Source organism: Burkholderia sp. AcTa6-5 (genome assembly GCF_017815075.1).
In the GTDB taxonomy this organism is placed as follows: domain Bacteria; phylum Pseudomonadota; class Gammaproteobacteria; order Burkholderiales; family Burkholderiaceae; genus Burkholderia; species Burkholderia sola.
The window spans coordinates 52,383-70,568 of the sequence record NZ_JAGIQE010000005.1 but is presented as its reverse complement, the minus strand read 5'-3'; the positions used below and the strand labels follow the sequence as shown (position 1 = coordinate 70,568).

6 protein-coding genes are annotated in these 18,186 nt (G+C 61.6%); 2 read left to right on the top strand and 4 right to left on the bottom strand.

Annotated features, from left to right (window positions below; translation table 11 throughout):
* Positions 1–85 precede the first annotated feature (85 nt).
* Together J8I33_RS08975 and J8I33_RS08970 are read left to right on the top strand one after the other, a co-directional pair.
* On the top strand, positions 86–733 hold the full coding sequence (locus tag J8I33_RS08975; protein WP_124556425.1) for a TetR family transcriptional regulator: 648 nt from the start codon (positions 86–88) through the stop codon (positions 731–733).
* Positions 734–1,072: 339 nt separating this feature from the next.
* Positions 1,073–2,344 carry a M23 family metallopeptidase gene (locus J8I33_RS08970; RefSeq protein ID WP_124593137.1) on the top strand — a complete coding sequence of 424 codons (1,272 nt, stop codon included), beginning with the start codon at positions 1,073–1,075 and terminating at the stop codon, positions 2,342–2,344.
* 212 nt (positions 2,345–2,556) lie between these two features.
* Here J8I33_RS08970 and J8I33_RS08965 read toward each other — a convergent pair whose 3' ends face one another.
* The 4 genes from J8I33_RS08965 to J8I33_RS08950 all read right to left on the bottom strand — a co-directional run bounded on the left by J8I33_RS08965 (position 2,557) and on the right by J8I33_RS08950 (position 18,184).
* Positions 2,557–4,317 carry a ShlB/FhaC/HecB family hemolysin secretion/activation protein gene (locus tag J8I33_RS08965; RefSeq protein WP_209934678.1) on the bottom strand — a complete coding sequence of 587 codons (1,761 nt, stop codon included), beginning with the start codon at positions 4,315–4,317 and terminating at the stop codon, positions 2,557–2,559.
* A 339-nt stretch (positions 4,318–4,656) separates the two neighbouring features.
* Positions 4,657–5,085, bottom strand: a complete 429-nt coding sequence (locus tag J8I33_RS08960) for a hypothetical protein (RefSeq protein WP_209925578.1) — start codon at positions 5,083–5,085, stop codon at positions 4,657–4,659.
* 1 nt (position 5,086) lies between these two features.
* Positions 5,087–17,107 (bottom strand): hemagglutinin repeat-containing protein, encoded by a 12,021-nt coding sequence (locus J8I33_RS08955; protein WP_209934676.1) that lies wholly within the window; start codon positions 17,105–17,107, stop codon positions 5,087–5,089.
* Positions 17,108–17,458: 351 nt separating this feature from the next.
* Entirely contained in the window at positions 17,459–18,184 is a 726-nt protein-coding gene (locus J8I33_RS08950; RefSeq protein ID WP_209934669.1) for an amino acid ABC transporter permease, read from the bottom strand.
* Between the last annotated feature and the right edge of the window lie 2 nt (positions 18,185–18,186).

Sequence of the window (18,186 nt, the reverse complement as noted above, 5' to 3'; positions counted from 1 at the left end):
CACGACTGATTAAATACATCCGCTTTCCATCCGGCTGACGCACTGTCTCAATAAAACGACAGCGAACTGTAAGGAATTTCACGACATGGCCCGCAAGACCCGGGAAGAATCGCTCGCCATCAAGCACCGGATCCTCGACGCCGCCGAGCTCGTGCTGCTCGAAAGAGGCGTCGCGCAAACCGCGATGGCGGACCTCGCCGAGGCCGCCGGGATGTCGCGGGGTGCCGTCTACGGCCACTACCGCAACAAGATGGAAGTGTGTCTGGCGATGTGCGACCGCGCGTTCGCGCGCACGTCCGAGGGGTTCGACGCGGGCGACGGCCTGCCGCCGCTCGCCACGCTGCGGCGCGCCGCGTCGCACTACTTGCAGGAATGCGGCGAGCCGGGCCCGATGCAGCGCGTGCTCGTGATCCTCTATACGAAATGCGAGCAGAGCGAGGAAAACGGCGCGCTGCAGCGGCGCCGCATGCTGCTCGAGCTGCAGATGCTGCGGATCACGAAGGCGCTGCTGCGTCGCGCGATCGCGGCCGGCGAAGTGGCCGCCGATCTCGACGTGCATCTGGCCGCCGTCTACCTCGTGTCGCTGCTCGAAGGCGTGTTCGCGTCGATGATCTGGACCAACCGGCTGCGCGGCAACCTGTGGAACGACGCCGAGGCAATGCTCGACGCCGGTTTCGATGCCGTGCGCACGTCCGGCGCCCTGCGCAGACGCGCGCAAAAATTGCCGGACTAACGGAAATCGTCGTAACAAATGCTGATTTAACCCGATTTACCGCAGTGCGAAACGAGTGAGCCGACCCTCTTTAAAATTTTTAACGTTTCGCGGAACATCGGTAGACTGACGCTGTTATCTTTCTTTAGCGTCTTCGTGATAACCGGGTTCGACCCGGTATGCACGCCGCCGTTCGAAGCGGGCACCGCCCCGCAGGTTGGGTCGAACGGAAACGACACAGGCCCCTGGCGGGGCCTGTTTTGTTGCACGCCCGCCGCCCGCCCCGTCGCCGTTCGACGGATGTGCCGCCGGCGGCCCCCGCCCACACCCCTTTGAACCGCTTTCCTGGATGTGGACACCTTGGTCAAGTCTGTCGCAACCCCTGATGCCGTCGCGCCCGGTCGCGCGCAGCGCGCCGTGCGCGCGCTTGTGCCGGCGGCCGTGCTCGGCGCCCTCGCCGCATTCGGCCTCGCCGCCGCGCTGCCGGCCGTGTCGCAATTGCCGGGCGCCGTCGATTCGGGCACGGCCGCGCTGCCGCAGCGCGTGCTGTCCGATACGCCGTTTCCCACCGCGCAGCATTTCGTGACGAGCGAACTCGCCCGCACGATCGGCGAGCGCAACGAACACGTCGATCGCAACGATCGCAGCCTGCAGCCGGGCCTGTTCGCGCCACTCAGTGCGCATCGCAACGACATGCTCGGCTACGCGAGCCTGTTTCAGTTCGCGTCGCCCGATCGCCGGCAAGGGATGCGCGCGGGCGACATCGAGCTCACGCTGTCCGATACGCTGAACCGTCTCGACGTGCCGCCCGAAGTGCGCATCCAGCTCGGCGACCTCGTCACCGGCAAGGTCGCGATGCGCGCGAGTGCGCAGCGCGGCGACTATTACCGCGTCGCGTTCGACACAAACGACGGCACGCCGCGCCTCACCGCGCTCGAGCTGCGCGTCGCCGGCCGCACGTTCGGCGCGATCTGGTTCCGCGCGCCGGGCGCCGAGCACGGTGCGTACTACACGCTCGACGGTTCGCCGCTCGAAGCCGCCGCGTTCACGATGCCGGTCAAGTGGACGCGCATCAGTTCGTTCTTCGGCGAGCGCGTCCATCCGTTGTCGCAGGCGATGGCGTTCCATACGGGCGTCGATCTCGCCGCGCCGAGCGGCACGCCGGTCGATGCGGCGGCCGACGGCGTCGTATCGTTCGTCGGCACCGATCCGGGCGGCTACGGCCGCTATGTGATCGTCGATCATGCGGATGGCTATTCGACGTACTACGCGCACCTGTCCGCGTACGCTCGCGGGCTGAAGGTCGGCGAAACCGTGAAGCAGGGCCAGCGCATCGGCTCGGTCGGGATGACGGGCGCGGCCACCGGCCCGCACCTGCATTTCGAGGTGCGGGTCGCGAACGATCCGGTCGATCCGCTCGTCACGCTCGCGAACGCGCAGACGGGGCTGTCCGACATGCAGCTCACCGCATTCCGCCAGGAAGCCGCGCAATGGCGCTTCCGCCTCGCGTCGATCAATAAGACGCCGTTCGCGTTCGCGCAGAACGACGGGCCGCTGTGGGGGGATTTTGCGACCGGTCCGTCGACGTTGCGGGCGGTTTTCGATACGCACTACTCGGCGGAACGAGGCTGACGCCGACGCATACGGTCCTGGTGGTTGGAGAAGAGCGTACGGTTGTCAGAATGCTCCCCCGCTCTTCTCTACACCGTCAGCTGGTCACGCGCTTGAGCCAATGTTTTGGCACGAGGTAAAAGCAGACCTGCGCTCGATACCGTCGGCGGTGTGCACCTACCCCCGTAGTTGACCGAGATAGGCTCTCTCCTGACAAACAAGACCGCGTTTATTCAGAACTGAGCAGTCACCTGAAAACCGAGCGTCACTCGCGCAGTCGGAAAACCCGACGGCTTGTAGACGGGCGTACCCGCGAAAAGATCGTACGCATAGGCTCCGAATCGCGTCCCCATGCTACCCTTTATGCCGATCACGGCGCCGGCCAATTGCGTCCCGACGAGGGCGACAGGCTGCGGGCCCCATACGCGACCATAGTCAAGTCCCGCATAAACTGCCTGGCCCGTCTGCCCGATCGGCGCCTGCAGTTCGTTGCGCCAGTAGAAGCCGCGTGCCGCCGCGAGCATCGTTTCACCGTCGAAGCCGCGTACCGTGTATCGACTGCCAATCGTCAAGTCGTCGATGTAGTACAGCGTGTTCCCGGTGTACTGGCCGTGGAGTGTGCCGACATAGCGGAATGGCTGCTTACCGATCGCAAAGGGCACCGCCAGGTTCGCGTCGAGCGCTGCCATCTTGAAGCGATAGGTCGGCCCGCCTCCCGCCGCCAACATATCGTCCTGAGCGCCCAATCCACCGACACCTTGACGATATGCAAGTGAGCCGTCGAACTGTGCGCCGCCGAAGTAGTGACGATCGGTCAGGCCGAGCTCGATCATCGTGTTATTGCGGCGCTGCTGCGAGATCTCGGTGTCCTCGATAAAGCTTTGGCCGAAACGACGCGACAGGCGAACGTATGCACCGAACACATCGTTCTGGCTACGCGACAGCACGCGGGCCAGTTTGAAATCGACCGTCTTTGAGTTGCCGCTCGCGACGAATGTCTGATTCACGCCAGCAATCTGCTGGTAGTACGTGTTCGTGTAAGCGGACAGCGTGGCCGTCCAGTAACCCCACGGAATCGAATAGAAGCCGTTCCAGCCGTGCGAGCCGAGCCGCTTGTCGCCGAACTCAAGGTCTTGGCTCACGCCGACGTTGAAGGTATCGTTCAGGCCGAGCGGGTTATCGATGCCGACCGACAGGTTGCCTTGCAGCTTGCCGGTAGCACGCGTGCCCGAGTTGTCGATCGATGCGACGACCGTCCACGGCTTGCCGCGCTTCACGTCCAGAACCACGTCGCTTTCACCGGGCAGTTCGCCCGGAACGATCTGCATCGTGACGTCCTGGCTCGATACGCGTTTCATCTGCTCCAGACCTTGCTCTAGGTCGCGCAGATTCAATACTTCACCATCGCCGGTCGGGAATGCAGTTTTCCACGTGCCGCGCAACTTTTCATCTGAGAAACGGATGCGCCGGATCGTGCCGGGAATCAGCGACAGTTTCAGCGTACCGGTCGACAGGTCTTGTTCGGGGACGAGAACGCGCGTGGTGACGTAGCCGCGCGCCAGAATTGCCTGAGACAGCCCCTTGACCAGCACGTCAATGCCTTGCTTGCCAACGCATTGGCCCGCGTAGTGGTTCAGCCAGTCGCGCGCAAACGCGAAGCGATCCATCGGCAGCGCCGACGCACCTTGTGCTTTCACTGCGTCGGGCAACGACGCGGGCACGTCGAGCGTGAAGCGATCGAGACGAAAGCACGGCGTTTCCGTGGGAAGCGCCGGAAAGGCTTCGATCTTCGGCACGTCCGAGCGCATCGAAGGCGCGCGCACGGCCGCGTCACGTTGCTGCGCGTCGCGTTGTTGCTGCGCTTGTCGATCCTGCTCCGCATTTGCGCGCGCGGCGGCGGCTTGGTCTGCAGGTGTCGGAGCCTGCTGCGCGTGCCCCCCGAGCGACATCAAGGCTGTGAATGGCAAAGCCACCAGCCGATTCCTTATTCTCATTATCAACTAACCCCTGATTCAGCCTGCTACATAATCGTTGAGAATGCACGCCGTCTTATCTGCTGCGAAAACGTGCATCTCGAATGCACCGACTACAATGGCGCTAGCTCCGCCGCAAAACTGCTGCTATCTTTAGCGCACTGCTACATCGACTTTGATAAGCCTCTGGGTACAGCCAACGCTCGTGGGCTGTCGTGTTTCGCTTCCAGGCTCAATGCCAACCAAGACCCTCTTTTTCTAGAGGAGCATTCCGACGGCAACATCTCACTCTCTCGCGGGCACAACCACAAGGGCGCCACAACAAGAATTTAAATCCGTCGATACATCGATTTACAAATATCAATCATCCAGCCAGTCCCGGACCGGATTTCTATTCCTTTCGAATTTATATTCGCCATTATTTTTAACATATGACGATACTATTTCCGGCCTGACATCGACATCCACATACCGGCCGCTTCCCCTGTCAGGCTCTACGCATATGTTTTCGGCCCTCAAAATCCAGGGCAAACAACATTCCACAACGGCACTTATTTTTGCCCGATAAAATATAAGCGACCATCCACCGCCCAAGCTCGGAACCTGTTCCAAAATTGGATACATGATATTTCCGTTGGCGATCTTGACCCTATAAGGGTATTCATAATTTTCAGGCCAATGATCTCCCAAGATGAACAAGCCATCGCTTGTATCAACCAGCCAGCCGGATACTTCAACACGATCACCAGGCTTCAGGCTCCGCGAATCTAGCAAATCTTTCACATCCATGTTACTTCCCTATCACAATTGCATTGACGCCACGTGACATAGCAGAATTTAGTGCGCTAGCCAAGACTCCACGGGGACCCACGTAAGGGTCCCGAGTCATGTAGTACGAGACTCCGTTAACCATCGTTTCGCTGTCCACGATGATAAAGTGCCCGTTAACATTAACTATTGCCGACTGCCCATTTGACAACACTCGACTCAGTTGCCCTGGCAACATCACCGTCTCAACAGTATTCTGCACTCCAGCGTTTGATATTACGCTCGATAGCTCGGTCGTGCTGACGCCCGTTGGTCGGATGCCATTTGTGAAACTACCTATCGCGTCTGCCAAACTGACTGAGTTTCCGGTGTTATCTGTAATAACCATTGCCGCACACGCTGGACCACATACTGGCGCATTTCCCTGCAGAATCACGGTCCCGCTCGGCTGATAAGGAATAGTCTTGGGTACTCCAACAGCACCGCCAGCGCCATCCGATACACCAGCAACTTTGCTGTCTACGGCGGCTTGCACCGCTCCTTCGGCTCCTGAGCCGAAAACCGCGCCGAGCACGCGTGAAACAATCTTGCCAACGGCCGCCCCCCCTACCAGATTCTCGACCGTGTAGTCCGGCGTAACTGCGCCGTTCGACGCCCCAGCTCGCTGAAGCACGTTTTGCTCAAAGCCCGCCACCTGCTGATTTATCGCACCGGCCGTAGCGTAGTTTTTCTCTCCAATCCCCGCTGTATGTGGCGTCTGTCCCAGCGCTAACGCCTGCGCGGTGCCAGCCGGTGAATCGAACAAGTACTTATCGTTGTACTGCGCAGTAGTCGATTGGAACGTCTTGACCGGGCTACCATCCGCCACGATCGGACCGGTCGTCCCCGAGATCGTGTAGCCCGACATCCGATCGATCGCGTTCTGTGCAATCACCAGATTTTGCATAAAGCTGTTCAGGGTCTGCGTATTGCCCGACGCTTGGGCAGCCTGCGCTAACTGGAATACGTAGTTCGTGAGCTGCGACTGCGCGGCCGCGTCTACCTTTGCGCCTGCCGCCAACGTCAGCATATTGGTCCAGTAGTCAGTCAGCGTCGCTTGATCAGCCTGTGTCTTACCGATCGCGGCTGCAATACCCTTCGCCGCCGTAGAAATCATGGTGCGTTCTTGCGGGTGAAGTTGGCGATTGAACAGATCCGCGCTCAATGCACCATTTGCGCCGCTCATCGCACCAGCCGAGCCGCCCAGCAAACCGCCCGCCGCCGCACCAGCCAGCCCCGATGCCGCATTCGCCAACAACGTGCCGCCCAGTGTATCGCCGAGCGCGTTCCCAACGGCGTTGCCTGCCATGTCACCGGCTACCGTGCCAGCGGCCGCCCCGGCCACATTGCCACCGCCCATCGCCGCCCCGATTGCAGCTACTCCTGCGTGCGACGCAATGCGTGCGGCACCATCGTTACCCCACAAAGCTTCCTGCTGTTGCGCCGCCGTGAAATCTGCCTGTGCCTGGGCCATCCCGGCCGTGTCGCCTGTGGCACTAGCGTTGGCATATGCCAGTCGGGCCTTGGTTTCGTCTGCGATCGCCTTGTTTTGCAATGCGTTCGCTACGTCGCCCACCACCTGCATACCGACTTGGCCGACCGACTGCTGAACCGCGATGTCGTTCTGCACGTTCTGCGCATTGAACGTGTTCTGTACCGCACCGTTCGCATTCGCCGTGTCGCGGCTCAGCCCAGCAGTGCTGTCGTGTCCGGTACCCGTGTCACCGCGTACCGTGATCTTCCCAGGACTGACAGCCGCATAGGTCGTCCCCGACGCGTCGCTGCTCGTGCCAGCTGCCGAGAATCCGCTCGGCCCCAGGCCCTGCGAATTCAGCGCTCCCGTTGTGTTGTTAGCGCCCTGCTTGACAGGCGTATTGAGATTCACGCCCCCCGGCGTGCTGTTCCCGAATCCACCGCTCGCGCTGACGCCCACCGTATCGCCCGAGTAAGACGCGTGGTTCTCCAGATTCGAATAGCCAAGCGTCTGCGTCGACAAGCTGTTCTTATCAGGCGTCGCCGTGCTGGCGATCACGCCACCGTCGAGCTGCGTATGGTTCCCAACGTTCACGTTATACCCGCCGGTACCCGCATAGATGCCGCTTTGCTGGTTCACCGATTGATAGTTCGCGTTGATGTTCTGCTCGCTCGCGCTCGCGCTGCCGCTGACCGTCTGGCCATAGCAGAACGGCGGCACGCAAATACTTGCCTGGAATCCGGCGCTCGATTGCTTGCTGTCGTAGGTGCTGGTGTCTTGCTGGCTCTGGACGTTCAGGTCGCGCCCGACACTCGCGTTGATCGTATTGCCCGACACCTCGGCTCCACGCAAGTTCGTATCGCGTCCGCTCGTAATCGACAGCGTATCGCTCGCGTTAATCTGCGTATCCCGATTCGTCACACTGTTACCGTTCGCATGGCCGTGTGCCGTGCTCGCGCCAAGCTCAAGCGTGAAACCATTCTGCTGTCCACCGAGAGCGGCTCCGACACCGATACTCCCGCTGCTGCTACTGTTACTGCTCGATTGCTGGCTCGTATCCTTCGCGCTCGTCAGGTTGATGTCGCGCGCCGCGCTCAGCTCAACGTGCTGCGCGCTAATCTGCGTCCCGCTGGCATTGATGTCACCGTCGGTCGCAAAGCCATTTGCATCCTTGGCTCCGCTCCCCGTTGCAATCAGCGTTGCCTTACCGCCAGCGTGCAGCGTGCTCCCGTCGTTGGCGACCGAGCTCGATTGCGCTTCGCTGTGGCTGGTACCGCCGCCAATGCTGACCGTCGCCTTGACCAGTGCCTGATTCGTTGGCTGCCCGTTACTCAATGCACTACCAACTTGATATGCGTTGTATGCGGCAAGTCCGGCCTGTACCTTGTCGAGCGCCGCCAATCGCGAGTCGCCGCCGCGCGCCGGCTGGCCAAACGCCTGGTTCGCCTGCGCGATTGCATTGCCCACTGCACCGCCAAGCGCAACACTGACGCCGAACTGGCTCGAATCCTGACTCATGCGGCTCTGTGTCGCGTCCGTTCCCGGATCGAGATTCAAGTTCTTGCCGATCAGCGTCAAATCCTTACCCGCACTCAGGTCGGAGCCTGCCACCGTAATGTCCTGCTTCGCATCGAGCGTCACGTTGCCGTTGCCGCTCACAATCTGGCTGCGCATCGTGCTCTGCGTTTGCGACGACGTGTCCTGCACGCTATGGCTATTCGCCACACCGACCGAAAAACCGGTCGCCGTGCCGTTGCTACCGAGGCTGCCAACCTGGTGGCTACTCGATTCCTGGTGCGTCACGTTGGTTTCGAGCCCCGCCAGTACATTGATCGCGCCCTGTGTAGCGACGAGATCGACGCCCTGCGTTCCGCTGATGCCCGACCCGACGACGTTAATGTCGCCCGTCTTGCTCTTGATGACAACGCTATTGCCAGTGACCGACGACGCCGTTTGCTGGGTCATCGTCTGGCTGCCGTCCGAATTGCTCCGGCTCGCGTTGTACGGTGACGGACTGTTCCCGCCACTGTTGGCCGTGCCGCCGATCCAGCGAGCGACGTCTCCAAGGCTCGGCGCCGACAGTAGCGCGAGGCTCGTGCTGGAACTGCTCGACGACGTACTCTGCCGAAGCTGATCGGTCGACGCCTGCAACGTCACGTCGCGGTTGGCATCCAGCGTCGCCGTACCGCCAGCGCTGATCGCGGAGCCAATCACGGCAATATCGCCGTCCACGGTGTTCCCATTCGCATCTTTCTGCGCACCGCCGGTCGCTTTCACGGTCACGTTGCCGCCGCCACGCACCGTGCTTCCCGCATTCGTCAAACTCGACATGTCGGTCGTACTGCTGCTACGGCTCCGACCGTACGTCACCGAAATCGACGGCACATCGGCCGCACTTGCGCCGATTTCGGTCAGCACCGATTGGCCTCGCTGGAAACCGTTGCCCGAGGACGCATCCGCTTTCAGGTTGCGCACCGTATCAAACGGCGTACCAGTGACCGCCACCGTCAACCCGCTCGAACGCGCTTCTTGCTGATCATGCGATTGCGCACGGTCCTGTCCCGAGTCGATCGTGACGTTCTCGCCAGCAATGCTGATGTTACCCGTCGCGCCCTTGACGTCGTCCACCGCCTTGCCGGCGACCACATCGCTACCGCCGATATGAACGTCCTTGCCAGCCGACACCTTCACGTTGCCTTCGACGCTGCCGACGGAGCTGCGTGATTGGCTTTGCGTCGTCGAAGTTGCGTTATATCGATCGCTCTTTTCGCTCGATCCGATCGTGATACCCAGACCACCCGAGCCGGACAGGCCCGAATGCTTCTCTTGGTGATACTCGTTGTCCTGATACGTGTTGGTTGCTGCAGTGATGTTGACATTGTCCTTGGCCGACAGTGCCACATCGTGCGTCCCGACAATGGAGCTACCGGTGACGTTGATGTCTTTCCCGCTTACGACCGTTACGCCATCGGCCGAGATCGTGCTGCCATTGGCATACGTGGTGGTCTGATCAACCCGGTTTGTCGCGCTCGCATGACTTGCGACGCCACCGTGGTCGTGCGACTCGTCCATGTTCGACACATGGGTTTCGGTCGCCGCGCCGACGTTCACGTTGCCGACTGCCATCAGGCCCACGTTGCCCTGGTCAAGCGAGATCGTGCTTCCGATGACGTTGATGTCCTTGCCTGAAGCAACGTTCACGGTATTGCCGCTATGCACCGCCGTGCCAACCACGGTCTGGTCGGACGTGTGCAATGTTTCCGAATAGCTGCCGTGGTGGTCGCTACCCGAACTGTTGCTGTCGATCGTCGAGGTCGTGCTCGCCGCGCCAAGCGTGACATTCCCCTTGGCGGCGATCGTGCCCCCGTTGCCCAGGTTGATTTGCGCGCCGGCTGCGGTCAGATCGCCATTCACCCCGATCATCGACACGCCACCAATATTCACAGCGCTCCCAACCACACCGTTGATGTCGGTATTCGATACGCCATTCGCGCGCTGCACGATCTTGTGTTCGCCGACTTGCTGCGTACCGAGGCCGTAGTTCCCGCCAACAAGCAGGCCGAGATTCCCGCCAACTGTCAGCGCACCCGCATGCTGTTCAAGGTTGCCGCCGGCGATGATCGCCGCGTCGCCCTTGACGTCGAGTTGAGCAATCGGCCCAAGCGTCGTCTTGACGCTCGTCGCACCGTCGCGGCTTACCTGGGTGTCGGTATTCACCGCGCTATTGAGAATGAGATCACCGCCTGCATTCAGCTTCAGGCTACCCGCATTCACCTTCGCCGAGGTCAGGTCGACATTTCCGTCCGTCTTCAGCGACATGAGGCCGCCGCTTTGAAGCGCACCGAACGCGTTGTCGATCTGCTTGCCTTGAATCGACAGCGAATTGTCCGCCTTCAGCGTGCCGCTGTTCGTGAAGTTCTGCGCGTCCTTCAGATCGATGTCGGTGGCGGTGATCAGCGGACCATTGATGTTCTGCTGGTTCGCCTGTGCCAGATACACAACTGGCACGAGCACCGACTGACCGTCGACCACGCGCGTTTCCATCATGATCACGTTACCGGTCAGCTTCGATACCTGCTCCGAAGACAGGCTCGCGCCCAGCGGCAGATTAAGCGACTTCTCCAACGATGCGCCCGCCGCCATCAGTTGCTGATACATCGCCTGAAGGTCCGCGTATGGACCCAATACCGCGCGGCCGGTCAGCGCCGTCACCTGATTACGAACAAGCTGTTGCTCATAGAACCCGTCGCCCAGTCGCTTCGGAATGTGGGTCAGGTCGACGCCAATCTGACCGAAGAAATAGTCACTTGAAATGAAGCTCTTTTGGTTCGTGAACGCCGGGTTCGTCTCGATCACGTAGCTCGCATTCGGCGACGGATTCGGTCGGTACAAGCCACCCTGCGGAATCGTCAGGTTGTTCAGCACGTTCAACGCAGTCGCGCTTGCAATGATCCGATCGACCGGTGTTGAGGCGCCGCCATGCACCGGCGCCGCCGACTGGGCGCCCGCGCCCGCGATCGTTCCTCGAACGGCGCCACCAGTCGTTGCCGAGGCCGTTGCATTGCCGTTGAGCGTGGCAGGCGTCACCGTCGCCCCCGAACCCGCCGCTGCGCCATTGAGCGAGACCGGCGTCAAACCCGTGATCGATTGACCGGGCAGCAGCCCGAGCGACGGAAGCGATGCGTTGCCTGCGGTATTGTTGATGCTCACGCCCGTGCCGGAAATCGTGCCATTCGAACCCAAGGTCGAATCGTAGCCCGGCAGCTTGTAGGTCTTGACGTCCGCTGGCGCAGCTTGGGTGTAGCCCCCCGGATTGCCCGTCACAAATGGCGCGTTGCCAAACGGCAATTGCCAGTTATATTCGCTGCTATCGTAGTTGTTGTAGTGATACTGGCCCGAGTACGTCACCGTTACGGTCGGCGCCTGCTGGCCGGTAGCCGCCCAACCATTGGCATCGTAGGCATGCGGCATATCGACATTGCCAACCGCTGTGACGCTACTCCAGTAGTTTTGCAGGGTGCCGGTCGATGAGGCATCGATCTTGCCGCCTGACACGATTTGCGCAGTCGGGCTCAATGCCGTGGCCGTGTTCCCCACAGCCGTTCCAGTGTAGGTCGTGTAGAAGTACGCGCTGTTCCACTGGCCGCCGTGAGGCGGCTCAATGTACATGCCGCCCGGCTGGGCGATGATGGCGGCCGCTTCGGCCGGTGTGATGTTGTCGGACCGGAGACCGGCGATCATCTGCCCCCCGTTCATGCAATTCACCGCGAAGTACGATGCGCAACCTGACAGGCTAATGCCGTATTGCGCGAGGGCCGCCGGATCAACGTTACTCGTGCTTCCCGAGGTGCTCATCACACGACGCGTGCTCGTCACCTTGTCGGCGTGCAGTTCCATATCACCGCCGGACTGAATCAGAGCGGATACGTTATTGATCAGCGACGCGTTCGTATAATTGCCGCTCGCGTCCTTGCCACCCGCGAGTACGACCTTACCCATCCCGAAAATCGCCGTCGTCGGCATCGAATCGGTCGCCGTCGCGTCGTCACGGTTTTCGATGTCGTGCGCGAGAATTTCAAGCTTGCCGTTGCTATCCGATGCGCCAATCAACGCCGTCGACCCGACGTTCGACACCGTACCGGTTGCGTTGAGCGAGACGCTCGCGCCCACCAGCGCCCCGGTATTGGACAGATTGCTCGATTGCGTATGCAGCAGTCCACCAGCCGACAACGCGCCCGAATTGACGATATTGGCCGCGTTGATGTTCAGGCCATTGATGGTTTGGAAACCCGCGTTGTTGGTGAACGTGCCGGGTAGCGCAAAGGTAAGATCATTGCCGACGTTGAACTGCGTATCCGGCGTTGTCGTGTAATCGCCTTGCAGGTTCACGCGTACATCGTGCGCTGCGCTATACGCGCCGCCGCCTTGCAGTGTCGGAGCCGTGATCGTCAGGTCGTGCGTCGAGCTGATTTGCCCATTCGTATTCGTGAGTGCGGCGCTCGTCGTCACGTCCACGTTGCCGCTCGAATTCGCAACGCTGCCGATTTGCCCGCCGCTGTTGTCCAAGGTCGCCCCTTGAACATGGAGGCTCGTGCCGCTCAACTGCCCGCCTTGCGTGTTCGAAATCGATGTCGCGCTGATCGTAACGTCGCCGTTACCGGTGATCGCGCCCATGCCCGACACGTTGCCCGCGCGGCTGTTCGTGATCTGGTTGCCGCCCTGCACGGTCATCGCGCCCGTACCGAGGTCGGTAATGACCCCGTCGGCGTTGTTGACCGATCCGGAATGAATCGCGAGCGTGCTCGTGTCGCCCGCCGTCGCCTGACCGGCCTGAACGTGCCCGGCCTGGTTCACCAGCGCGCCGCCGTTCGTCAACGACAGAGACGCGCCCGCACGCACCAGCCCTTGTGCGTTGTTCACGTCGCCCGCAACCGTCGCCGTCACGCCGCCCTGTGCCGCGAGAATGCCGTTCGAGTTGTCCCAACTGCTCGCGTCGACAACCGCTCGCCCCTTGGTGACAATGGTTCCGCCTGCATTGTTCAGCGCACTCGCGCCGTTACCCGGCGCGATGGTCAGCGTCCCGGTACCGGCATGCGTGATCGTGCCGCCTGCATTGTTCAATTGGCTAGCGGCCAGCGTCAGGTCCGTACTGTTCGTTTGAATCACGCCCGCTGCGGAGTTGTCGAGCCAGCCGCTGACGTTGACAGCCATGGCCGACAAGCCATATTGCGTGATCGTCCCGCCGTGGTTCGTCAGGTTCGGCGCGGTCAACGCAAGTTGGTTGGCTTCGAGCTTGCCCCTGCTGTTGTCGATCGTCGAACCGGCCGTCAAGGACAGATTGGACGCGCTGACCGATCCGCTCTGGTTCGTCATCGAGCCCGTGTGGATCGACGCATTCGTGCTCGCGCCAATCTGACCGCCGTCGTTCGTCAGCGTGCTGCTGGAAATGCCAAGGTCCGCACGGGACTGCAACTTGCCGTTCGTATTGTTCAACGCGCTGCCGACCGTCGCCGTCAACCCGGATTTGCCGTTGATCAACCCCGACGTATTGTTCAGCGTGGCCGAGTGCTCCACGACGCTACCGTTGCTTGCAATCGATCCGCCAACGTTCGATACCGATCCCGTCGCGTTTCCAAGCGTCAGCGTGCCACTGCCGGCATGCGTAATCGTGCCGCCATCGTTCACGAGTGATGCAGGAGAAAGCGTCAGGTCCGTACTGTTGGTTTGTAGCGTGCCGCCATTCGAATTGTCGAGCGTGCCGCTGACGTTGACAGCCATGGCCGACGAGCCAAGTTGCGTAATCGTGCCGCCGCGGTTCGTGAGATTCGACGCGCTCAACGCGAGCTGATTCGCTTCGAGCGAACCGTCATTGTTGTCAAGCGTCGAGTCGGCCTTCACCGACAGGTTAGGCGCAACGATCGAACCGCTCAGGTTCGACATCGCGCCCGTGTAGATCATCGCGTTCGCGCTTGCGCCAATTTGGCCACCGTCGTTCGTCAGTGTGCCGCTGGAAACGGCAAGGTCCGTACTGGACAACAGCTTGCCATGCGTGTTGTTCAATGCGCCGGCGATCGTCGCTGTCACCCCGGCTTGGCCATTGATCGCCCCCGACGTGTTGTTCAGCGAACCGCTTTGCGCGACGACTCGCCCATTGCTCGCGATCGAGCCGTCGACGTTCGAAATCGAACCAGTGCCGTTGCCAATCGTCAGCGTGCCGGTACCCGCATGCGTAATCGTGCCGCCATCGTTCACGAGCGAAGCCGGGGTCAGCGTAAGGTCGGTGCTGTTCGTCTGAATCACACCGGCTGCCGAGTTATCGAGCGTGCCGCTGACGTCGACAGCCATGGTCGACGAGCCATATTGCGTGATCGTGCCGCCATGGTTCGTCAGGTTCGGTGTGGTCAACGCGAGCTGGTTGGCTTCGAGCTTGCCGCCGCTATTGTTAAGCGTCGAATCAGCCGTCACCGACAGGTTAGGCGCAACGATCGAACCACTCAGGTTCGTCATCGAGCCTGTGTGGATCATCGCGTTCGTAGTCGCGCTAATCTGACCGCCGTCGTTCGTGAGCGTGCCGCTGGTGATGCCAAGGTCCGTATTGGACAGCAGCTTGCCATTCGTATTGTTCAGCGCGCTACCGACCGTGGCCGACAGGCCGGTTTGCCCGCTGATCGAGCCGGACGTGTTGTTCAGCGTGGCCGATTGCGCCACCACGCGCCCGTTGCTCGCGATCGTACCGCCGACGTTCGACACTGATCCCGTGCCGTTGCCGAGCGTAAGCGTGCCGGTGCCCGCGTGCGTGATCTTGCCGCCGTCATTGACCAGCGACGCGGGAGCGAGCGTCAGGTCGCTACTGTTGGTTTGCAACGTACCGCCGCCGGAATTGTCGAGCGTGCCCGACACGTTCACACTCATCGCGCCGGTGCCGATCTGCGTGATCGTGCCGCCGTGATTCACGAGGTCGGTCGCGTTCAACGACACCGTGTCGGCCTTCACCGCGCCTGCGCTATTGTCGAGGGTCGTGCCGCTCAGTGCCGCCGTCTGAGCGACAATCGAGCCGCCGCTGTTGATCAGACGCGCGCCCGCATCGACCGCCACCTTTTGCGTAGCCTGCAAAGCGCCACCGCTATTGGCGATCGATTGTCCCGAGACATGCAGATTCGTACTGGACGTCATCGTCCCGTGGTTGGCAACGTTGCCGCCGTGCACGGTGACGTCGCCGTTGCCACCGATCACGCCGCCCTGCGCGCCGTTTGCAGTCTTGCCCGCTGCGTTGGTCAACTGGCCGCTGGTCGTCACGGAGAGGCCGTCGCTGTTGAGCGACGTGATCCGACCCGCCGTGTTGTCCAGCGACACACCGGCCACCGTCGTGCTAGCTGCGCTTTGAACGGTGCCCTGGTTGTTCGCGATGGCGCCGCCACGCACGTCCGCCGTGCTTTCGGATACCAGTTCGCCGGATTGGTTGGCGATCTGGCCGGCGACATTCACCGACAGCGCGCCTTGAGACGACACCTTGCCGCCTTGGTTCGACAGGTTGCCGCCGGTCAGCGTCGTGCCGTTGCCGCTCGACAGGCTGCCGTGATCGTTGATCACGGTGCCCGATGCGTTCGCCTGAATAGCGCCTTGCGCGCTCGTCGTCGCGTTCGACAGATTCACGTCGCCGGCCGTCGCGTTCAGCGACAGATTGCCGTTCGCGGCGGTCTGGCTGCCGGCGAGATTCACACTGCCGCCCGTCAGCGACGCGTTACTGCCCGCGACTTTTTGGCCGGTCGCGGTCAGTTGGCCCGACGCGGTCAGGTTCAGGTCGCCGCTGCGCGCCACGGAACCGTCGTTGTTCACGCCCGCCCCGAGCGTGCCGGTCGAGTTGATGCTACCGGCGTTGACCGTCGTATTTTGCTGCGCCGCGAGCGTCCCGCTGTTCGTCAGATCGGCTGCAGTGTTCGCCGACAACGATTGTTGCGCATACGTGGTGCCGCTATTCTGGATGCCGCCCGACGCCGCCATCGCGAGGTTGCCGCTTGCCGTGGTCTTGCCCGCAAGCACGAGCCGGCCGTCCGATTGCAACGTCAAATCGCCTGCCTGCGCCGCGATCGTCCCTGCGTTCGCGACACCCACGCCTGCGGAGTTGCCAACCAGAAACACCCTATTGGCATACATGCCGCCTAACTGAGCGACGTCAATCGCGACAGCAGGTGCAGGACCGTCACCGGCGACCTGCGTCGCGGCAAGCGTGTCGTGATTAACCTGGTTCGTACCGGCGATTACATTGAGATTCTTCGCGTAGATCGCGGCATTAGCCTGTACGGCACGGGCGATGATGTCGGTCTGATCAACATTCGAAGTATCGAGGCCCGCGCCTTGCACGGTTACGAGGCCGCGATTGACATTGAAGCCCGTCAACGACCCGTCCGCGCCAAACTGCGGCACGCCGGTTGTCAAGACCGCGCGCGAGGTATTGATGAACCCGCCACCGTCCACGACGATACCGGCAGGGTTGGCCAGCACGATCTCCGCGCGGCTGCCCGCGATCTCCACATACCCCTTGATCTGGCTCGCCGCGGTGCTGTTGACCTGGTTGACGATGATGCGCGCCGCCTGCCCCGCGCTCAGGTTCGGGTTGCCGTTGATATAGCCGGCCTGCTGCGTGTTGACGATCGTCGACGCGTTGTTCAGGATCGCGCCGTTTTTCTGAACGTCGAACTGGTTATAGGTGTTCAGCGACACGCCGGCAGCGCTCGGCGTGTTGATGTTGACTTGCGGCAGGCCGTTCGGCGTCTGCACCACCGCGGGCGCGTGAGGCCCCGCGCCGACGATCTGCGCAGTCGCCCATATCGGATTCGCGCCGGCTGCGACCAGCGCGCCGAATGCAGTCACCCGTAACGCGAACATCGCTGCAGGATGCTCGGCGCCGCGCTTGGCGACACGGCGAGTCTCGCCCGTATTTGTTTTCCCCGTCTTGCCGGCCGTTTCTTCGACGGCAACCAACATACCCCGTACGCGGCTGAATACCAGCCGATGTTGTTTTTTGTTCATCTTCTTGGTCTACTCGCGATTTTCGTTCGATCCGCCCTGACGGCCTCGGACATCGCGTGGAATCTATTTGAAATCGTGGAAAGGCACCGTCAACGAGTGTCAATCGTCGCCGAGATGCGACGGACGAGACGACTCGATACATCGGTCGATTACTGCCATGCCAATCCGACTATCTCGATATTTTATATAAAGAAATACTCCGTCGACTGCAAATATCGACGGTATTGTTAACGGCAATCCGGGCGAATCTTACCTCACCCGTCAGTTCAAAAAAATCCCTGACAGAATTGCGAGGTCGAATCGGCATGCGACCTGTAATCAGATCTCTTGTAATTGCTTATCGGGATTACATCATTGCAAGGATTTGATCCGTTCGACCGCCGTGCTCTCGACACGCCGCGCCTGCGCGCCCCGCGACAACAACCACCGCGCCGCGCCATCGAGCGACGTGCACAGCACCAGATAGATCACCGCGACGAACAGGAAGATCGGCGCCGGATACACCATCAGCCGGTTGTTCACCTGCGTTGCGACGAACGACAGCTCCGGCACGCCGACGATATACGCGAGCGACGTGTCCTTCACGAGCGCGACCCACTGGTTGACGAACGACGGCGTCATGATCCGGATCGCCTGCGGCAGCAGCACGTAGCGCACCGTCTGCCAGCGCGTGAGCCCGAGCGAGAGCCCCGCCTGCCATTGCCCGTCGCCCGCCGCGACGATCCCCGCATGCACCGCATGCGCGAGATACGCGCCGCCGACCAGCGCCAGCGCGCACACGACCGTCGCGAGCCCCGGCACGTCCATGTGCAGCAGCACGGGCATCAGGAAATACGTCCAGAAGATCAGCATCAGCACCGGAGTCGCGCGGAAGAAACCGATGAATGCGAGGAGCAGCACGCGCGACGGACCGCGTGCGAGCGCCATCGCGACACCGAGCGCCACGCCGAGCACGGCCGACGCAATGGCGCTCGCGAGCGCAAGCACCAGCGACAGCGCGGCGCCGCCGAGCGGGCCGTCCGGAAACGCACCGACCAACAGGTACGGCAGATTCGAGAGCAGCAGCGAAAGATCCATCG